Here is an 18154-nt window from a genome sequence, read left to right as displayed (position 1 = left end):
TCCATCCGCACGACCCGGCCGCCTCCGGCGTCGACCCGTCAGCCCCAGTGGGGCGGGCGGTCGAGCCGGAGGCGGTCGTCGTTCGCGTCGGAGGCGGCGGGCGCGTCGCCCCAGCCCTGCGGGGCGTCCTCGGCGGCGCGCACCGCGGGTGCGTGCGCGTCGGCCTGCGGGGTCGGGTCGGATCCGGGCACCGGCGGCGTCGACGCGCGCCGCGACCGACGGGCCGGGCGGCGCTCCCCCGCGGCGCCGGCAGCCGCGGCGTCGGCCGCCGGGTCGGCGTCCGACGCGTCGCGCTCCGGCATCAGTCCGCCCGGTGCGCGCCGGCCTGGACCTGCACGGGCGCGGTGACCGGGTGCGCGTCCGAGATCGCGCCGAGGGCGGTGGCGATGCGGCGGGCGACGGCGTCCGGATCCGCGAAGAGCTCGAAGGAGTGCACGCGGAGGTAGTGCCAGCCGAGGCGCTTGAGCATCTCGGGCCGGAGGCGCAGCGACTCGCGGAGGCTCGTCTGGTTGACCACCGGATCCGTCTCGATCGCGATGGCCCGGCCGCCGTAGGAGGCCACGAGCCCGAGCTTGTCGCGATGCCCGAGGGCGGGCGCGAGGCCGAGGCCCTCGAGGCGACGGGCGAGGTCGACGAGCATGGCGTCGCCGTCGTCCGGGATCGGGTCCTCCTTGAAGCGCGCCTCCGCCTCGGAGAGGATCTGGGCGAGCGCGACGATGCCGTGCTTCATCCGGTCCTGGTCGATGTCCGAGGGCTGGAAGCAGGAGACGACCACCATCGAGCGGCGGGCGCGCGTCATGGCGACGGCGAGCAGGCGCTCCCCGCCGGGCGCCGCGAGGGCGCCGAAGTTCGACAGCACGCGGCCGTGCGGGGTGCGGCCGTAGCCGACCGAGAAGATCACGCGGTCGCGGCTCTGCGCCACGCACTGCTCGAGCGTCGCGACCATGAACGGCTCGGCGCGGTCGCCGATGAAGAACTCGGTGACGTCGCTGCGCTTGGCCGCCGCGTGGAGCACGGCCTGCTGCACGCGCACGGCGTGGCGGGCGCTCGCGGTGATGACCATGAGGGACTCGCGCGGGCGGTGGCTCGCGTGGTCGAGCACGAGCTCCACGACGCGGATCACCTCGGCGTCGACGCTCTCGACGGCGCCGGTGTCCTCGTCGGGCATGCCGTGGCCGTCCGCGACGAAGTCGAGCGACAGGCTGCCGTGGCCGAGGAACGTGCCCGCCCACGGGAGGGACTGGATCCGGCCTCCGTAGAAGCGTCGGTTGACGAGCTCGGCCAGGTCCTCGCCGCCCGCGCGGTAGCTGCGCGTGAGGGAGAGGGTGGGCAGCAGCTCGCCGAGGCGCGCGAGCGCGGAGTCCGCGTGGCGCTCCTCGAGCGTGGAGTCGTCGTCCGCGAGCTGGGGCGTCGAGCGCTCCGGCTGCGGGACGACCGCGATGGTGAACGGCGACGGCGTCTGCGTGACGGGATCCCCGAACACGACGGTCTGCTTGCCGCGGCGGATGCCGCCGAGGGCCTCCGCGAGCGTCATGGCGCCGGCGTCGACGAGGAACACGGCGTCGAACGGCATCTCGTCGGTGATCGCGGGCACCTCGTAGGGCGACGCGAGCCAGACGGGCGCGATGGTGCGGGAGAGGTGGGGCGCGGAGTGGTGGAGGGCCGCGGCGTCGACGGGGGCGGATCCGCCGAGCAGCTGGCGCAGGTGGTGCGCCTCCTCGGGCCAGTCGACCACGCCGATCTTCCACGTCTCCGCGAGCTGCCAGGCGAGCAGGCCCGCGCTGGCGGTCGCGTGCGCCTCGTCGACGAGGCGGAAGTCGGACTCGAGGCGGTCGAGCACGCTCGTGTTCGCGTTGAGGAGCGCCTTGTCGCCCGCGAGCATCTGCTCGAGCACGGACTGCCACCAGGCGAGCTCGAGCTCGGCGGCGACGGACTCCTGCGGCACGTGCCGGTCGGAGAGGTCGCGGAGCAGCGGATCGAGGTCGAGGCGGCGGAGCTCCGCCAGCAGGGAGGTGCGCTCCTGCAGGTTCTGGAGCACCTCGCTGTCCTCGGCGAGCTGGGCCACCTTCTCGCGCAGCTCGTCCACGGGGAGCTCGCCGAGCGGGGTGGGGCGCGTGAGCATGCTCAGCGGCTCGTCGAGCACCTTGAGGTCGGCGGCGACCTCCTGGTAGCGCACGTGCACGTCGGAGATGCCGCGCGGGACCTCGGGCGTGGAGCCGACCGCGACGTAGCGCTGCCACAGGATCCGCTGCTTCTGGATGGCCTTGAGGCTCTCGTGCATGTCGGAGATGTGGACGCCCGGGCGCACGTACTCGCGCGCGAGCTTGCGGAGGCGACGGCGGGTGATGCTCGTCATCTCGGGGGCGTCGCGGCGGGATCCGGTGGCCGCGATGATCTCGCTGAGCGACCGGTCGAACACCACGGGCTGGAACTTGTCGAGCGTCTCGCGCACGTCGAGGAGGAGGCGCAGGTACACGCCGAGCTCGTCGATGGACTTGTACGCCCGCATGCGCGTCTGGCCGATGAGCTCGTCCGCGCGCTCGAGGAGGCGCGGCAGGCCGTCGGCGGAGAGCGACTTCGCGAGGTCGTGCGCGTGCGTCGCCGCCGCGCTCGTGGAGAAGGTGGCGCCGTACCAGGGCGAGTCGCCCGGGCCGTAGCGGAACTCGCCGAGGCTCGCGGCCTTGACCAGCGAGGCAGCGGCGCTCGCGCGGTCGTGCGCGATGGCGACGACGGCGTCGCGGGTGAGGCGCGCGGTCGTGGCCGGCGGATCCGGCAGGAGGGCCAGCCGGGACAGCTCGCCGAGCGCGTCGAGCACGGAGACGCCGAGGTCCCGGTCGGGGCGGCCGAGCGCGAAGCGGTAGTCGAGCAGCACGTGGCGCAGGCGCACGAGCGCGTCGTCGACCTCGGCGGTCTGCGCGGGCGCGGCCTTCTCGTTGCGGACGATGGACTGCACCACGTCGCGCTTGAGCGACTTCGGCGCGACCGCGAGCCCCGGGAGGCCGACGTCGGCGAGGCGCTGGCCGATGCCCTTGAGGGAGGAGGCGCGGGGGCTCACGACGAGCACGCGCTTGTTCTGCGCGACGAGGCAGCCGATGGAGTTGACGATGGTCTGCGTGCCGCCGGTGCCGGGGAGCGTGGTCACCACGAGCGAGTTGCCCGCGTTGATCTGCGCGATGACGTACTCCTGCTCGGGATCCGCGTCGAGCAGCAGGGTGTCGGTGACGGGCGGACGCTGGTCCTGCGGGATCGGATCCACGGGCGCGTACGCCTCGCCGACGCCCCACTTGGCGGTGGGGTTGCCGGCGATCGCGTCGATGACGAGGTGCTCGAGGTCCTCGGCGTCCTCGGCGAGCGCCTGGCCCACCTCCGCGAAGGACGAGACGACGAGGCGCGGCTGCACGGCGAACGCGGGCAGGTGCGAGGTGAGGCCGCGGAGGCGGTCGATGACGGGCTGCGGCTTGAACGCGCCGTTCTGCACGGCGAGAGCGACGAACGAGTCGGCGTCGAGCGTGATCTGGAACTGCTCCTCGAGGGCGCGCGCGAGCGCCGGGTTGAGGAACGGCTGGCCCTTGAGCCGCACCTCGTAGTCGCTGCCGTGGCGGCGGATCGCGAGCGGGCGCAGCAGCACGGGCGCGCGGAACTGCTCGTCGGCGAAGCGCCACTCGGCGAGGCCGATGGCCAGGTGGATCGACTCGATGCCCCGGGCCGAGACCAGCTCGATGCCCTTCTGGGTGATGCGGTTCGCGGCCTTGCGGGCGCTGCGGAGCGCGAGCTCGTCGCGGATCAGGGACGACAGCAGCGTCGTCTTGCCCGTGATGAACTGCGCGAGGCCGCCCGGGTGCGTCGTGCTGAGCTCGATGCGCGAGCCCGGCGCGTCCACGAAGTGGAGGAGAGGAGAGGTGCCGCCGATGCCGGCCAGCTGCTCGCGCCACTCGCGCCAGCGGGGCTCGGCCACGTTGGCGCTCCCCAGGTGCACGTCGCCGACCCGGAGGTCGTGGGGGCTGGTGCTGTTGTGGGAAGCATTCACGTGGGGGTCCTCAAGAGGCTCGGCGGCGAACCCGGAGAGCAGGTCGTCGTCGTCGTCGGATCGTTCATTGGCACGCCACACCCGGCAACAGTACGACGCGGCGGGTGGGGAAACCGGCAGGCGGGGCGGCGCGGGGCCGGATCTGCGGGGGCGCGCCGCCCCCGTCCCGGCCCGCGCGGCCGTGCGATCGGGCCTCGGCCGGCCGGGCTCCCCTCCGCTACCATGGGCCGGTCAGCCTCTGTAGCTCAATGGAAGAGCAGTTCCGTCCTAAGGAAAGGGTTGGGGGTTCGAGTCCCTCCAGGGGCACCCGGCGCACGTGCGATTCCCGCGCATCCCAGCGTACGTGGCTCGGCTAGCTCCGAGTCAGCCTCGTCGCCCTGCCCACCGATGCGGAGACGGTGTCCGACACGAGCGCGTGACGGAATCGCGTCCACGACTCCGCATCATGCAGCCCGAGGCGTGGGCCGTGCTCTCCTCGGAACCAGACCACGTTCCGCGTGAGCTCGTCGAGGTTCCATCCTATGAAGCTGGACGCGCGCCGCTGGTGGGACCGCGAGTAGTAGGAGAGCGTGTTGTCCGCCCGCTCGAGGGCCCAGAGGATCACGAAGTAGGCACGCATCGCGTCGGCGTCGCGGACACGGCCCGGGGACGTGCCCCCGTCCTGGGAATAGCGGAAGGCGCCCATCGCATCTCGAGCGGCCGCCACATCCCCCATCGTCAGATCAGCGTGGACCGCAGCGAGGCCGGCTCGCCTGCTACGTCCCGCCTCGGCGACGGTGTGCACGAAGCCGATCACGGTCGCGAGAGAGGCCGCCGCCGCGGTGACCGCGACGAGGACCGTCCAGGCGCCCTCGATGTCCTACCTCCCCTCCACGCGTCTTGTCATGCGCCTACCGACTCCCCCGCGTGCCCACGGATCGCCTCGCGGATCGAATCCGCGTGCGCGTAGATCTCGTCCAGCGATCCGATCGGGTGACGCGTCTCGACCTTGTGCGCATCGAAGAGGCCGAGGTACTTCTGCTTCTTGCCGTTGAAGTGGAGGCGGGCGATGGGCTTGCGGTTGTTGTCGTCGAGGAGGATCGCGAGGTACGACTTCGCGTCGCGGTGCACCACGCGCTGCGGCTTCACCTCGCTGCAGGCGATGGCCTTGACGATCTGATAGCCCTCGAGCTCCTCGAGCGTCGTCTCGATCTCGGTGTCGCGATCGAGGTCGGCCACGACGGCCTCCTCGCTCGTGATCGCGTCGGCCGACGGCGTGGTCGGCGCCGACGGGAACGCGGGAGCGCCCAACGCCGTCTTCAGGCGGTCGTTCACCTGCTCGTTCAGGTACTGCTTCGAGGCCTTGCCGACGAGCGTCGTGAACTGGTCGCGCACCTTCTCCGTGAACGAGCCCTCGTAGACGCGGCGGGTGAGGAGCTTCACCCATTCCGGGGTCGGCTCGCGGAACTCCGCCGCGATCGCGCGCTTCAGCGCCCCGACGTACTTGAGCTCCCCCGCGGCGCTGATGATCGAGTCGAGGTCGAAGACGTCCTTGGTGAGCTTCATCAGCTCGGGCAGCAGGGTCTCGTCGATGTCCGCGAGATCCAGGACCAGGAACGGCTTCTCGTCCATGCGGTTCGGCGCGTCGAGGTCCGTGTAGAAGTGGTAGACCTCGCCGTTCGTGAGCACCGCGATGCGCGCGTTCGTCACGGCGAAGTAGCGGAAGAGCTGCGACGCGTGCTCGATCTTGAGCGGCTCCGTCGACTTCTTGCACTCGATGAGGATCTGCACCTCGCCGTCGCGCATGATCGCGTAGTCGATCTTCTCGCCCTTCTTCAGGCCGAGGTCCGCCGTGAACTCGGGGACCACCTCGAGCGGGTTGAAGACGTCGTATCCGAGGATCGTGGAGATGAACGGCATGATGAACGCGTTCTTCGTCGCCTCCTCCGTCTGGATGGCGTCGCGCTGGTTGCGGACCTTCATTGCCAGGGCGGCCAGTCGTTCGGCGAATTCCATGGGGACTCCCTCGTCTCGGTGATCCCGACGATACGGATGTCGATGCGCATTCATGGAAATGCGCGTGGCCCCAATTCGGGCCGGCTGCCGGCGCGGCGCGCGTGTCAAGGAGACCCGGGCTCAGCACCTCGCCGCCCTCGCCCTCGTCTCCGGGTCCGTGCCGACTCGACACACCGCTCCCAGCACACCGCCCCGCTTCACACCCCCGACACGACACTCTGCACATGGCGGCCTCCTCGGGCCGATACCTACGCTGTGGCAACCCGTTGCCGCACGCATCCCCCGAGGAGTCCCCATGGCATCCACCGCACCCGACGACTACGCGCTCGCGCGGGTCCCGCAGGAGGCGCGCTACCACTGGTTCCAGATCGCGACCCAGCGCGTCGGCCAGCTCTCGGCGCTGAGCGCCTTCGTCGTCGCCGCCACGCTCGGCTTCAGCATGAGCTTCTGGGATGCCTTCTGGGCGATCACCATCGGCGCCGTGATCCTCGAGGTCGTCTGCATCTTCACGGGCCTCATCGGGCAGCGCGAGGGGCTGAACACCTCGATCCTGTCGCGCTGGACGGGCTTCGGGCACAACGGATCGGCGCTCATCGGCCTGGCCATCGGCATCAGCCTCATCGGCTGGTTCGGGATCCAATCGGGCGTCTCCGCCTCCGGCCTCAACTCGATCATGCCGTGGCTGCCCGTGTGGGCCTGGTCGCTCGCGTTCGGCCTCATCATCACCGCGGTCGTCATGCTCGGCTTCCACGGGATGCAGTGGGTCGCGAACATCGCGGTGCCCCTCTTCCTGCTGCTGGTCGGCTGGGCCGTCGTCATCGAGCTGCAGAAGCACGACATCGCGACGCTCGTGACGCAGCCGGCGCCGGGCCCGCAGATGTCGATCATCGCGGGCGCCTCGATCGTGGCCGGCGGCTTCATCGTCGGCGCGCTCATCTCGCCCGACCAGACGCGCTACAACCGCTCGGCCGCGGACGTCGTGAAGCAGACGGTCGTGAGCATCACGGTCGGCGAGTACCTCACGGGCCTGTCCGGCGTGCTGCTCGCGCACGCGGTGCGCACGGCCGACGTGTCGGCGATCATCCTGTCGTCGGTCGGCTGGGTCGGCGTGCTCGTGATCCTGCTGGGCACCATCAAGATCAACGACTGGAACCTCTACTCGTCGGGCCTCGGCGTCGTGAACTTCATCGACACGGTGTTCGGGCGGCGGGTCAACCGGGCGCTCGTCACGGTGGTGGTCGGCGTGATCGGGTCGGTACTCGCGGCGGCCGGGATCCTCGGGCAGTTCACGCAGTTCCTGATCCTGCTGGGCGTGGCCTTCCCGCCCATCGTCGGGATCATGATCGCCGAGTACTTCGTCGTCAAGAACTGGCGCCCGGCGCTCGACTCCTCCCGGGAGGCCGGCGCGCTGCCGGCGAGCGCGCCGCGCTGGGTGCCCGTGAGCCTCGCGATCTGGGTCGTCTCCGCGCTCGTCGGCTACTACGCGACCTTCGGCCTCGGCAGCCTCAACGCCGTCATCACGGCGTTCGTGCTCTACGCGGTGCTCGGCAAGGCCGGGCTGATCCGCGGCGTCGGCGAGGTGCGCACCGAGACGGCCGACCGGCCCGCCGACGGCGTCGCGGCGCCGGACGCGGCCACGGCCACGGCCGGGAAGGTGGCCACCCGATGAGGATCGGCATCGACGTCGGCGGCACCAACACGGACGCCGTGCTCATGGACGGCGACCGCGTGGTCGTCGGGATCAAGTCCTCGACCACGCAGGACGTGACGAGCGGCATCGTCGGCGCGCTCGCGGAGCTCGACCGGCAGCACCCGTTCGACCCGGTGGACATCGACGGCGTCATGATCGGCACGACCCACTTCATCAACGCGCTCGTCGAGGCCAGGCGGCTCGCGCCCACGGCGGCCGTGCGGCTCGCGCTGCCAGCCACCGCCTCGCTGCCGCCGTTCGTCGACTGGCCCGAGGAGCTCGTGGCGGCGGTGCGCGGCACGGGCTACCTCGCGCACGGCGGCCACGAGTTCGACGGGCGGGTCATCGCCCCGCTCGACCACGACGAGCTCAAGCGGCACGCGGCCGACATCGCCGCGCGCGGGCTCCGGTCCGTCGCGATCTCCAGCGTCTTCGCGCCCGTGAACAGCGAGTTCGAGGTGGAGGCGGCCGCGGTGCTCTCCGCAGAGCTCGGGCCGGACGTCGCCATCTCGCTCTCGCACGAGATCGGCCGCATCGGCCTGCTGGAGCGCGAGAACGCGACCATCATCAACGCGTCGCTGCGCGAGCTGGCCGACCAGATCGTCGGCGGGCTCGAGCGCGCGGTGCGCGGCCATGGGATCACCGCTCCCCTCTACCTGTCGCAGAACGACGGCACGCTCATGGGCGTGGACTTCGCGCGCCGCTACCCGGTCGCGACCTTCGCCTCCGGCCCCACCAACTCGATGCGCGGCGCGGCCCTGCTCTCCGGCCTCGGCACGTGCGCGGTCGTCGACATCGGCGGCACCACGAGCGACGTGGGCGTGCTCGCGGGCGGGTTCCCGCGGGAGGCCACGGCGGAGATCAGCGTGGCCGGCGTCCGCACGAACTTCCGCATGCCGGACGTGCTCTCCATCGGCATCGGCGGCGGATCCCTCGTGCGCGGCGACGGCGACCTGGTCGGCCCCGACTCGGTCGGCTACGAGCTCGGCCGCCGCGCGCTCGTCTTCGGCGGCGACACCCTCACGACCACGGACATCGCGGTCGCGGCCGGCATGGTCGAGGTCGGCGACCCGGCGCGAGTGGCGCACCTCTCGCCGCAGCTCGTGCGGCGCGCGCTCGACACCATCGCGATGCGCGTCGCCGACGTCGTGGAGCGCATGCGCACGTCGTCCGCCCCGCTGCCCGTCGTGGCGGTCGGCGGCGGCTCGATCCTGCTGCCCGAAGAGCTCGAGGGCCTCGGCCGGGTCCATCGCCCGGACAACTTCGCCGTCGCGAACGCGGTCGGCGCGGCCATCGCGCAGGTGTCCGGCGAGCTCGACCGCGTCTACAGCGTGAGCGAGGGATCCCGCCAGCAGGCCCTCGACGACGCCCGGCAGGAGGCCGTCGAGCGCGCGGTCGCCGCGGGCGCCTCCCCCTCGACCGTGGAGATCGTCGACTTCGACGAGCTCCCCATCCCGTACCTGCCCGGCAACGCGATCCGCATCCGCGCCAAGGCCGTCGGCGACCTCGACATCAGGAAGGCCGCGCATGTCTGACACGACCATGCCCCGCACCCGCCTCACCGAGATCCGGCTCGAGCACCTGCCCGCCATCGCGCGCGGCGCGGCGATCCTCGGCACGGGCGGCGGCGGCGACCCCTACATCGGCCGGCTGCTCGCGGGCGAGGCGATCAAGGAGCTCGGGCCCATCCCGCTCGCCGACCCGTTCGACCTGCCGGACGACGCCGTCGTGATCCCCGTCGCGATGATGGGCGCGCCCACCGTGATGGTGGAGAAGCTGCCGACGGTCGAGCAGCTGCAGGGGGCGATCCTGTCGCTCGCGCGCTACCTCGGCGTCACGCCCACGCACGTCGCGTGCATCGAGGTGGGCGGCGCGAACTCCACCATCCCGATGGTCGCGGCCGCGCGCATGGGCCTGCCGATCGTCGACGGCGACGGGATGGGGCGGGCCTTCCCCGAGATCCAGATGGTGATCCCGACCATCGACGGGATCCGCGCCACCCCCATGTCCTTCGCCGACGAGAAGGGCAACACGGGCGTCGTCGACACCATCGACAACGCGTGGGCCGAGCGGCTCACGCGGCCGGTGGCGGTGCAGATGGGCAGCTCGATGATCATGTCGAACTACGCCATGACGGGCGCGCAGGTGAAGGCGTCGTTCGTGCCGCACACGCTGTCGCTCTGCCACGAGCTCGGCACGCTCGTGGAGGAGGCGCGCGACGCGCTCGTCGACCCGGTCGAGGCGGTCGCCGCCCGGCTGGGCGGCGCGGTGCTCCTCGGCGGCAAGGTCGTGGACGTCGCGCGGCGCACGGTCGCGGGGTTCGCGCGGGGCGAGGCGAGGATCCAGGGCACGGGCGCCGACGCCGGACGGGAGATCGTGCTCGGCTTCCAGAACGAGATGCTGCTCGCGTCCATCGACGGCGTCCCGGTGGCCTCGACGCCGGACCTCATCATGGTGCTCGACAGCGAGACGGGCGAGCCGATCACGACGGAGACGCTGCGCTTCGGCCAGCGGGTGCGCGTGGTCTCCGCGCCGGCCGACGAGCGGTGGCACAGCCCGGGCGGCATCGAGCTCGCCGGGCCCCGCTACTTCGGCTACGACATCGACCCCGTCCGCTCGCCCGTCGACGACTTCTCCGAGCCGCCGGGCGCGTAGGGCCGGGTGCTACCGTGACGCCCGTGAGCCGGGATCTGGGAGTCGACGACCTCCCCGACCTCGTCTCGGGGCTCCTCCTGCTGGGCTCGGGCGGGGGCGGCGACCCGCGGATCCTCGCGGCCGCCACCGCCCGCCAGCTGCGGGACGCGCCCGTGCGCGGCATCGGGCTCGACGACCTCGACGCGGACGACCTCGTGGTGCCGGTGGGCTACATCGGGTCCACGTCGGTGCTGCGCGAGAAGCTGCCGTCCGGTACGGAGCTGGCCGAGGCCGTCGAGGCGCTCACCCGCTGGACGGGCACGCCGCCCGCCGCCCTCATGGCGCTCGAGATGGCGGGCGTCAACGGGCTCGCGCCGCTGTCCGCCGCCTCGACGCTCGGCCTCCCGCTCCTCGACGCCGACCTCACGGGCCGCGCGCTCCCCCGCATCGACCAGTCGAGCCTCGTCGTCTCCGGCCGCGCCATCTCGCCGTGCGCCGTCACGGAGCCGGGCGGCCGCACGATGCTGCTCGACGGCGTCACGCCCGCCGAGGTCGAGGGGCTGCTCCGGCTCGTGATCGCGCACTCGTCCGGCTGGGCCGCGCTCGCCCTCCCTCCGCAGCGGGCCGCCGACCTCCGCGCGACCGCGATCCCCGGCACGGCCGCGCGCGCCCTCGGGCTCGGCCGCGCCCTGCGGACCGCCGACGGCACGGGCACCCCGGCCGGGCTCGCGGCGGCGCTCGGCGGCGCGCTCCTCGGGCACGGCCGCATCGTGGACGTGGTCACGTCGCCGCGCACCGGGCGCTTCGACGTGACGACGGTCAGCGTGGTCGACGAGGCAACGGGCGCGGTGATCCGGCTCGAGGCCGAGAACGAGTTCGTGATCGCGCTCGCGGACGGCCGACCGGTCGCGACGGCACCCGACCTCATCGCGGTGATCGCCGTCCCCGGCACCACCGTGGCCGGGGCCCGTGTGCTCCTCGTCGACGACGCGCGGCCCGGCGCCCGCGTCGTCGTCCTGTCCCTCGACGCGCCCGCGTGGTGGACCGCGACGCCCGAGCGCCTGGCCGCCGTCTCGCCCGCCGCCTTCGGGTTCGGGCGGGTCGACGTCGACGCGGCGGTCGACAGTGCCACGGCCGGGGTGCCCGCGTGATCCGGCCGATCCCCCTCTCCGCGCTGCTCGACCACGCGTCGCTCGCGGACGTGCGCCGGGTGGCGGGGACGGCGGATCCCGCGGTCTCGCGCGTCCGCGGCGTGCGGATGGACGCCCCGGCGGACGACGCGACGACCGGCGACGGGGCCTCGCCCGCCGCGCAGGCCGACGTCGTCGTCGTCCTCGACCGCGCCGAGCGCACCACCTGGCGCTTCGACGCGCGGCTCCGACGCCTCGCCGACCGGGGCGTCGCGGCCGTCGTGCTCGATGCGGGCGTGGCGGTGGATCCCGCGACGACGCTCCTCGCGGACCGCCTCGGCGTCGTCGTGCTGGCCTGCGACGACGCGTGGGCGACGTCCATCGCGCTGCACGACCGCCTCGGCGACGCGCGGGCCGCCGCCGGCCGCGCCGCGCGCGACGCCGTGTCCGCGGTGGCCGACGCGGGCCGGGATCCCGCGGACGCCCTGCGCGCCGCCGCCGGGACGCTCGGACGACCCGCCCTCCTCGTCGACTCCTCCGGCCGCGTGCTCGCGCCCGAGGGAGCCGCGCCCTCCCCCGCCGCGCACGCCGCCATAGCGGCCGGCCTCCCCGGCCACGTCGACGCGCGTCCCGTCGGCGAGCGCGGCACGCTCGTCACCGCGCCCGTCGACTCGGGGCTCATGGCGCCGAGCTGGCTCGCGGTCGAGGTGCCCGGATCCGTCGCCGCCGAGGTCGACGCCGTCGCCGCCGCGCTGCCCGTCGTCGCCCTCGCGGTCGGCCACCGCCTGTCGCTCCGCCGCGTGGTCGACGAGCGCGAGGCCCGCTGGCGCATCGCCCTCCTCGGCGAGCTCCTCGAGGCGGGCGACTCCCCCGGCGCCGGGCTCCTGCGCCGGGCGCTCGAGCTGGGCTGGCGAGTCGAGGGCTGGCACATGGGGATCCGCGTCGTGTCGCGCCAGGACGCCGACATCGTCGGCCGGCGCTACGAGCTCATCGAGGCGCTGGCGGCGGAGGGCCTCGACGTGGGCGTCGTCGAGCAGGGCGACGGCTGGGCCGCGTGGATCTCGTTCGCGCTCGAGCCCGACGTCCCCACCGCGCACGACGCCGCCCGCGCGGTCCGCCGCGCCCAGCAGCGCTGGGACGACGACCTGCCGAGCGACGTCGGCGTCGGCCGCGTGCACCACGGCCCGGCCGGCATCGCCCGCTCGCTCGCCGAGGCCGCCGACGCCGCCCGCCTCGCGGCGTCCCGCCCGCAGTCCGGCCGGTTCCTGCACGTCGACCGGCTGGGCCTCGCCCAGCTCCTCCTCGCCTGGACGCAGACGGACACCTTCCAGCCCGCCGCCCTCGAGCTCCTCGCGCCGCTGCGCCGCCAGACCACGGGCGACCTGCTCACGACGCTCGCGACCTACCTCGACGCGGAGTCGTCGGTCGCGGAGACCGCCTCCGTCCTCGCGGTGCACCGCAACACGGTGGCCGAGCGGATCCAGCGTGTGCAGCGCATCCTGCAGGTCGACCTCCAGGACGCGGAGACGCGCCTCGCCCTGCACCTCGCGTGCCGCACGGTGCTGGCGGCGGGGGCGTAGGGCCGGTCGTCACGCGGCCGGGACCCGCTCCGCCCCCTCGAGCGCGCGGCTGGCCCGGTACTCCTCGGCCGCCGGGTGCAGGGCGTACTCGACGATCTCCACCGCGTGCGCCTTCAGGGCGTCGAGCACCGCGTCGGGCGTGACGTAGAAGAACTCGCGCCGGAGGTTGATCCGGTTCACGCGCTGCTCCGCGAAGGTCCGGTGCAGCATCGCCTCGACGCCCACCGCGTCGTCGGCGAAGAACAGCGCGTGGACGTCGAAGCGGAACGGCACGGACGCGTCGCCGAGCTCGACCACCCGGTCCATGGGCTCGAGCCGCCGGGTCATGCCGATCTTCACCATCCGCTCGCCGAACGCCCCCACGTTGGAGATGACGTAGACGTAGCCGGCGCGCACGTTCGCCGCGCGGTGGTCCACCTGCACGAGCGCCCGGTCGACGTCGTCGATCCGGTCCCGCATGCGCGCCGCGCCCTCGAGGTCGCCGTTGGTCTCGAGCGCGGCCAGCGTCGCGGCGTAGTGCGCGCGCTCCTTGTCGAGGCGATCGTGCTCGGCCTGCAATTCCGCGGACGCCTTGGCCTGCTCGCGGAGCTCCGCCCGACGCTCGCGCTCCATCTCCTTCTCCGCCTGCAGCACGCGGAGGTGGGCGCTCGCCAGCTGGAGCTCCTCCAGGCGCAGCTCGTGATATCCGTCCTGGATGCGGAGGTCGATCATCGTGCCGCTCTTCGCGATCTGCTCCGCCGCCCGGGTGAGCCGCGTCTGCGCGACATGGAGGTTCCCCGCCCTGGTCGCCTTCACCGCGTTCTCCGCCTCGGCGTTGTAGGCGCGCAGCAGCACCTTCGACATGTCGCTCACGAAACGCCGCCCCTGCGCCTCGGATCCGTTGAACGTGAAGCCGGACGTGGCGGTCACCGCCTGCTTGTCGCGGACGCGGTTCTTGATGGAGTACCGCAGCGCCTCCAGCCGCGAGGCGAGATCGGCCGAGGACTCCGCCGGGTGGTCGTAGTCGAACAGGCCGACGCCCTGGAGCTCGGCCGTCGCGGTCACGTCGACCAGCTCGGCGCGGGCGGTCGCCAGCTCGGCGTCGAGGGCCGCGCGGGCCGCGATCCGCTCGTGCACGGCCTCGTCCACCGCCTGGAGCTCGGCCTCGGCTCGCAGGCGCGCGGCCCGGGCGTCCGCCTCGGCCCGGTCGCGGGTCGCCCCCGCCTCCGCCTCGGCCCGGAGGCGCGCCTCCCCGGCCTCCGCCAGCATCCGGTCGCGCTCCTCCCGCGCCGCGGCGACCAGCGAGGTCGCCGCCTCGGATCCGGTGCGCCGGGCGGACTCGGCCTCCGCCTGGGCATGGGCCCGGTAGTCGTCCACCTCGGCGTACTCGCGCAGGCCGTGACGCCGGATCAGGTCCTCCAGCTGGGCTATGTGCGCCTCGGCGGCCGCCGCGCGCTCCCGGGCCTCGCGCTTCGAGAGGCGGTCGACGGGCGGCGCCGCGGGCGCGGTCGGCTCCGGCTCCTGCGGCGCGACCTCGGGTCGCGGCTGCACGTGCTCGGTCCACCGCTCGCCGTCCCACCAGCGGACGTAGCGGGGATCCTGGTCGTCATACCAGCCGGCGGCAGCGCTCATCCCCTCAGGCTAGGCAGCCGCCCCGGCCGTCAGGAGCCCCCGTTCGAGGCGGCGCACGCCCTCCCCTGTGGACGCTCGCCCGCCCCGCCGAGCCGCCGCGCCTACCGTCGACGTCACCGCCCTCCCGCCGCACGCGCGGCCAGGCGCACCCCGGCCCGACGCAGGTGCGCCCCGGCGGATCCACCCCGACACGCACGAGAGGCACGCGCCCATGACCGACACCACCCGCACCCTCCCCTGGGACGGCACGCTCGACGAGCGCGCGGCCCGGGCCCTCGAGGCCCCGGGAGGCCTCGTCGTCGCCGCCACCAAGGTCGGCTACATCCTCATGACGACGGACGGCGCCGGCCTCGAGCGCAAGTTCGACGCCAAGCAGCGCAACCGCGACAAGCCGGGCGTGGTGCTCTGCACGAGCATCGCGCAGCTGCAGGAGCTCGCCGTCCTGAACGACGAGATCCTCGCCTTCTACCAGGAGCACTGGGACGCCGACGTGCTCCTCGGCTGCATCCTCCCCTGGCGCGAGGACGCGAAGCACCTCATCCCCGACGAGCTCGCCGGCGAGCTCGCGATGGACCGACGCGGCACGAGCTGCTTCGTGATCCGCTTCGGCCGCCCCGCCGAGCAGCTCGCCGAGCGCCTGTGGGAGAGCCGCCGGCTGTCCTTCGCGAGCTCCGCCAACCCGTCGGGCAAGGGCAACCGCGGCCGGGTCGAGGGCATCGGCGAGCGCATCGAGCAGCAGGCCGACGTGATCGTCGCGGCCGACGACTACGTCGCGTCCATCCAGCCGGGCCTCGACGAGACGAGCCGCCACGAGCAGGGCGTCATGGTCTCCATGGTCGACGCGTCCGGCGCGCTCGTCCCCGAGCAGCGCGGCGCGCGCTCGGTCACCCCGAACCCGACGCTCATCCGCCGCGGGCTCGCGGTCGACGTCATCATGTCGGCGCTCGCCCGGTCGTTCCCGTCGTGGGACTACCGCCACGGCGAGTACTACTGATCCCGTCCGGATCATCGCCCACGAGGGCCCGCGGAGCGCGTCTCCGCGGGCCCTCGTGCATTCCCGCGTCGAGATAAGTGGTGCGCCCCACTAATTCCTTAGGTGGGGATATAGCGCGGCATTCCTCCACGATATGCGGGTCGCGCTTCGCCATGACGCCCGGGAAACGCCGCCGTCGACGTCGCGCGCACGAGGCGGAATGCGCACAGCGAGGGTGTCGAGACGTATCAAGGGACCGCGTTCCCGAGGATTCCCGGCGAATTCCGACGCCGATTCACGAAAGCTGTCGGATTTCCCCCGCTCGACCGGTATCGTGATCACCGCCGCATCATCCGGTGCGCCAAGCGCAATGAGAGGAACAGACGTGGCTCGCAAGGTTGTCACCACGCTCGTCGACGACATCGACGGCGTCGTCATCGAAGAGGGAAAGGGCGAGACCGTCCCGTTCGCGCTCGACGGCGTGAATTACGAGATCGATCTGAGCGACGCCAACGCCGCCAAGCTCCGCGAGGCGCTGGACACCTACGTCGACCGCGCCCGCCGCGTCGGCCGCGCCTCCACCGGCCGTTCGACCGGCACGCGCCGCTCCTCCTCGAGCGCCCCCAAGGAGGACCTCGGCGCCGCGCGCGAGTGGCTGCGCGAGCACGGCCACAAGGTCTCCGAGCGCGGCCGCATCTCCGCCGACCTGCTCGAGGAGTACCGCGCCAACAAGTAGGCGACACGACGCGCGCCCCGCGCGACGCACCACGAAGAGGGCCGATCCGCCACAGGATCGGCCCTCTTCGTCATCCCGCCGGGACCCCGTAAGGAATCCCGCGGCGCCGGATCGGCGGGGTTCCGAGGGGGCGGCGCGCCGGGCGTCACGCGCGCGTCACGCGCGCGTCGCGGGTGCGTCGCGGCGGCTCGAGCACTCTGGCCGGGAAGAAGGAGCACCGTGCCGAAACACCTCGCATCACCCGGGACCGCAATTCCCGCTCGCCGTCCCCGCCGTGCCCTCCGTGGGCGCTTCCTCGCCTCGGCGGGTGCCGCGCTCATCGCGCTGGTCGCCGTCGTCGGCATGACAGGCCAGATCCAGTCGGCGTCCGCCGCCGTGTCCCTCGAGACCGCGTCGCAGTGCAATTCCGTCCCGGCCGGCGCCGGCGTCGAGGTCCGATGCGACGTCACCGTCGTCAACGACATCGACCTCGCCACGCAGGTCGGCTCCTCCACCGTCACCACGACCGTGTGCCAGGGTGCCGCGGGAGCGCCCCTCTGCACCACGTCGACGTCGCAGCGCGACGGGATCATCGTGAACGCGGTCGAGCAGTGCAACAGCGTCGCCGCCGGTGGCAGCAATGTCATCTGCTCGGTCGACATCACCAACAACATCGTCGGCGAGAGCACCAACACCGCCGCCACGGTGAACCAGTGCGTCGGATCCGGGCAGGGCGGCGGCAGCGTCGTGAACTGCTCCCCGATCGCCAGCACCACGAACGCCGACGTCACCCAGTGCAACGGCTCCGGAAACGGCGGCGGCAGCACGGTCGAGTGCACCGTCATCACCTCGTCGACCACGTCGTCGGCCCTCCAGGTGCCGGTGAACCAGTGCAACGGATCCGCAGCCGCCGGCAGCATCGTCCGCTGCAGCACCGTGATCCGCAACTTCGTCTCGCCCGCCGTCGAGCCGACGGATGAGCCGACCGTCGCCCCGACCGACGAGCCGACCGTCGCCCCCACGGACGAGCCCACGGTCGCCCCGACGGTCGCCCCGACGGACGAGCCGACGGTCGCCCCGACCGACGAGCCCACGGTCGCCCCGACCGTCGAGCCGACGGTCGCCCCGACCGTCGAGCCGACGACGCCGGCGCCCACCCCGACGGCCACGACGCCGATCCCGACGCCCACGGCGCCGACCCCGACGCCCACGGCCCCGACCCCCACCCCGACGGCCCCCACGCCGACGCCCACGGCCCCGACCCCCACGGCCACGGCCCCGACGCCCACCCCGACGGCTCCGACGCCGACGGCCACAGCGCCGACCCCGACGCCGACCGTCCCCACGCCCACCGCCACGGTCCCGACGCCCACGGCGACGGTCCCCACGCCCACCGCCACGGTCCCCACCCCCACCGCGTCGGTCGGCACGCCGACCCCGACGGCGGGCACGCCCACCCCGACGGCGGGCACGCCCACCCCGACGAGCACGACCGCCGCGCCGATCGTCCCCGGGGGCACGACGCCCGGCGGCTCGCTGCCGGTGACCGGCTACGACCCCACGCCCACCATCGGCTGGGGCCTGGCCGCCCTGGTCCTGGGTGCGCTCGGAATGGGATGGAACGTCCGACGCCGGTCCGCCCAGCGATAGCCGCCCCGCGGTCCCCCTGACGGAGCGCCCGACGACACGTCGTCGGGCGCTCCGTCGCGCGTAGCCCCAAAAGCACACCCATGGTGGGGTTTCGCGTCCGAGCGGATACGGTGGCCGCGATGGAGGTGCCGGATGCAGGAGCGGATGCG

12 protein-coding genes and 1 tRNA gene are annotated in these 18154 nt (G+C 73.3%); 9 read left to right on the top strand and 4 right to left on the bottom strand.

The genetic code is table 11. The features are described 5' to 3' along the window. Nucleotides 1-38: 38 nt before the first annotated feature. The gene (locus FGI33_RS01050; RefSeq protein ID WP_237582126.1) at nucleotides 39-302 is read right to left on the bottom strand and encodes a hypothetical protein; all 264 of its coding nucleotides are present in this window, start codon (nucleotides 300-302) and stop codon (nucleotides 39-41) included. Next, nucleotides 302-4027, bottom strand: a complete 3726-nt coding sequence (locus tag FGI33_RS01045; RefSeq protein WP_119402258.1) for a DUF4011 domain-containing protein — start codon at nucleotides 4025-4027, stop codon at nucleotides 302-304. The genes FGI33_RS01050 and FGI33_RS01045 overlap by 1 nt, the downstream gene beginning before the upstream one ends. A gap of 234 nt (nucleotides 4028-4261) precedes the next feature. On the opposite strand from FGI33_RS01045, the gene FGI33_RS01040 reads away from it, so the two are divergent. Next, nucleotides 4262-4333: transfer RNA gene (locus FGI33_RS01040), tRNA-Arg, on the top strand. A gap of 576 nt (nucleotides 4334-4909) precedes the next feature. On the opposite strand, the gene FGI33_RS01035 is transcribed toward FGI33_RS01040, so the two are convergent. Further along, nucleotides 4910-6022, bottom strand: a complete 1113-nt coding sequence (locus tag FGI33_RS01035; RefSeq protein WP_119434212.1) for a type I restriction endonuclease — start codon at nucleotides 6020-6022, stop codon at nucleotides 4910-4912. Nucleotides 6023-6317: 295 nt separating this feature from the next. Here FGI33_RS01035 and FGI33_RS01030 point away from each other — a divergent pair, with 295 nt between their 5' ends. The 5 genes from FGI33_RS01030 to FGI33_RS01010 are packed head-to-tail and all read left to right on the top strand — an operon-like array spanning nucleotide 6318 to nucleotide 13056. Further along, entirely contained in the window at nucleotides 6318-7691 is a 1374-nt protein-coding gene (locus FGI33_RS01030; RefSeq protein WP_119434211.1) for a purine-cytosine permease family protein, read from the top strand. Then, nucleotides 7688-9247: a hydantoinase/oxoprolinase N-terminal domain-containing protein gene (locus tag FGI33_RS01025; RefSeq protein WP_119434210.1), complete on the top strand. Its 1560-nt coding sequence runs from the start codon at nucleotides 7688-7690 to the stop codon at nucleotides 9245-9247. The genes FGI33_RS01030 and FGI33_RS01025 overlap by 4 nt, the downstream gene beginning before the upstream one ends. Further along, nucleotides 9240-10367, top strand: a complete 1128-nt coding sequence (locus FGI33_RS01020) for a DUF917 domain-containing protein (RefSeq protein WP_119434209.1) — start codon at nucleotides 9240-9242, stop codon at nucleotides 10365-10367. The genes FGI33_RS01025 and FGI33_RS01020 overlap by 8 nt, the downstream gene beginning before the upstream one ends. A 23-nt stretch (nucleotides 10368-10390) precedes the next feature. Beyond that, complete coding sequence (locus tag FGI33_RS01015) at nucleotides 10391-11497, top strand: DUF917 domain-containing protein (RefSeq protein ID WP_237582125.1); 1107 nt, start codon at nucleotides 10391-10393, stop codon at nucleotides 11495-11497. Beyond that, nucleotides 11494-13056, top strand: a complete 1563-nt coding sequence (locus tag FGI33_RS01010; RefSeq protein WP_237582124.1) for a helix-turn-helix domain-containing protein — start codon at nucleotides 11494-11496, stop codon at nucleotides 13054-13056. Before FGI33_RS01015 ends, FGI33_RS01010 begins: the two co-directional genes overlap by 4 nt. A 9-nt stretch (nucleotides 13057-13065) precedes the next feature. Here the strand turns inward: FGI33_RS01010 and FGI33_RS01005 are convergent, their stop codons facing one another. Beyond that, the gene (locus FGI33_RS01005) at nucleotides 13066-14667 is read right to left on the bottom strand and encodes an SNIPE associated domain-containing protein (RefSeq protein WP_204585688.1); all 1602 of its coding nucleotides are present in this window, start codon (nucleotides 14665-14667) and stop codon (nucleotides 13066-13068) included. A 211-nt stretch (nucleotides 14668-14878) separates the two neighbouring features. On the opposite strand from FGI33_RS01005, the gene FGI33_RS01000 reads away from it, so the two are divergent. The 3 genes from FGI33_RS01000 (at nucleotide 14879) to FGI33_RS00990 (ending at nucleotide 18005) form a co-directional block, all read left to right on the top strand. Beyond that, nucleotides 14879-15661, top strand: a complete 783-nt coding sequence (locus FGI33_RS01000; protein ID WP_119435355.1) for an L-threonylcarbamoyladenylate synthase — start codon at nucleotides 14879-14881, stop codon at nucleotides 15659-15661. A gap of 364 nt (nucleotides 15662-16025) precedes the next feature. Beyond that, nucleotides 16026-16376, top strand: coding sequence for a histone-like nucleoid-structuring protein Lsr2 (locus FGI33_RS00995; RefSeq protein ID WP_012300007.1), 351 nt, complete (start codon nucleotides 16026-16028; stop codon nucleotides 16374-16376). Between the two features lie 342 nt (nucleotides 16377-16718). Then, entirely contained in the window at nucleotides 16719-18005 is a 1287-nt protein-coding gene (locus tag FGI33_RS00990) for a hypothetical protein (RefSeq protein WP_237582123.1), read from the top strand. Nucleotides 18006-18154: the final 149 nt, after the last annotated feature.

Origin of the sequence: Clavibacter phaseoli (assembly GCF_021922925.1) — a bacterium.
Classification (GTDB): domain Bacteria; phylum Actinomycetota; class Actinomycetes; order Actinomycetales; family Microbacteriaceae; genus Clavibacter; species Clavibacter phaseoli.
Note: the sequence above shows the minus strand (reverse complement) of the source record. Positions and strands in the feature narration are given on the sequence as shown.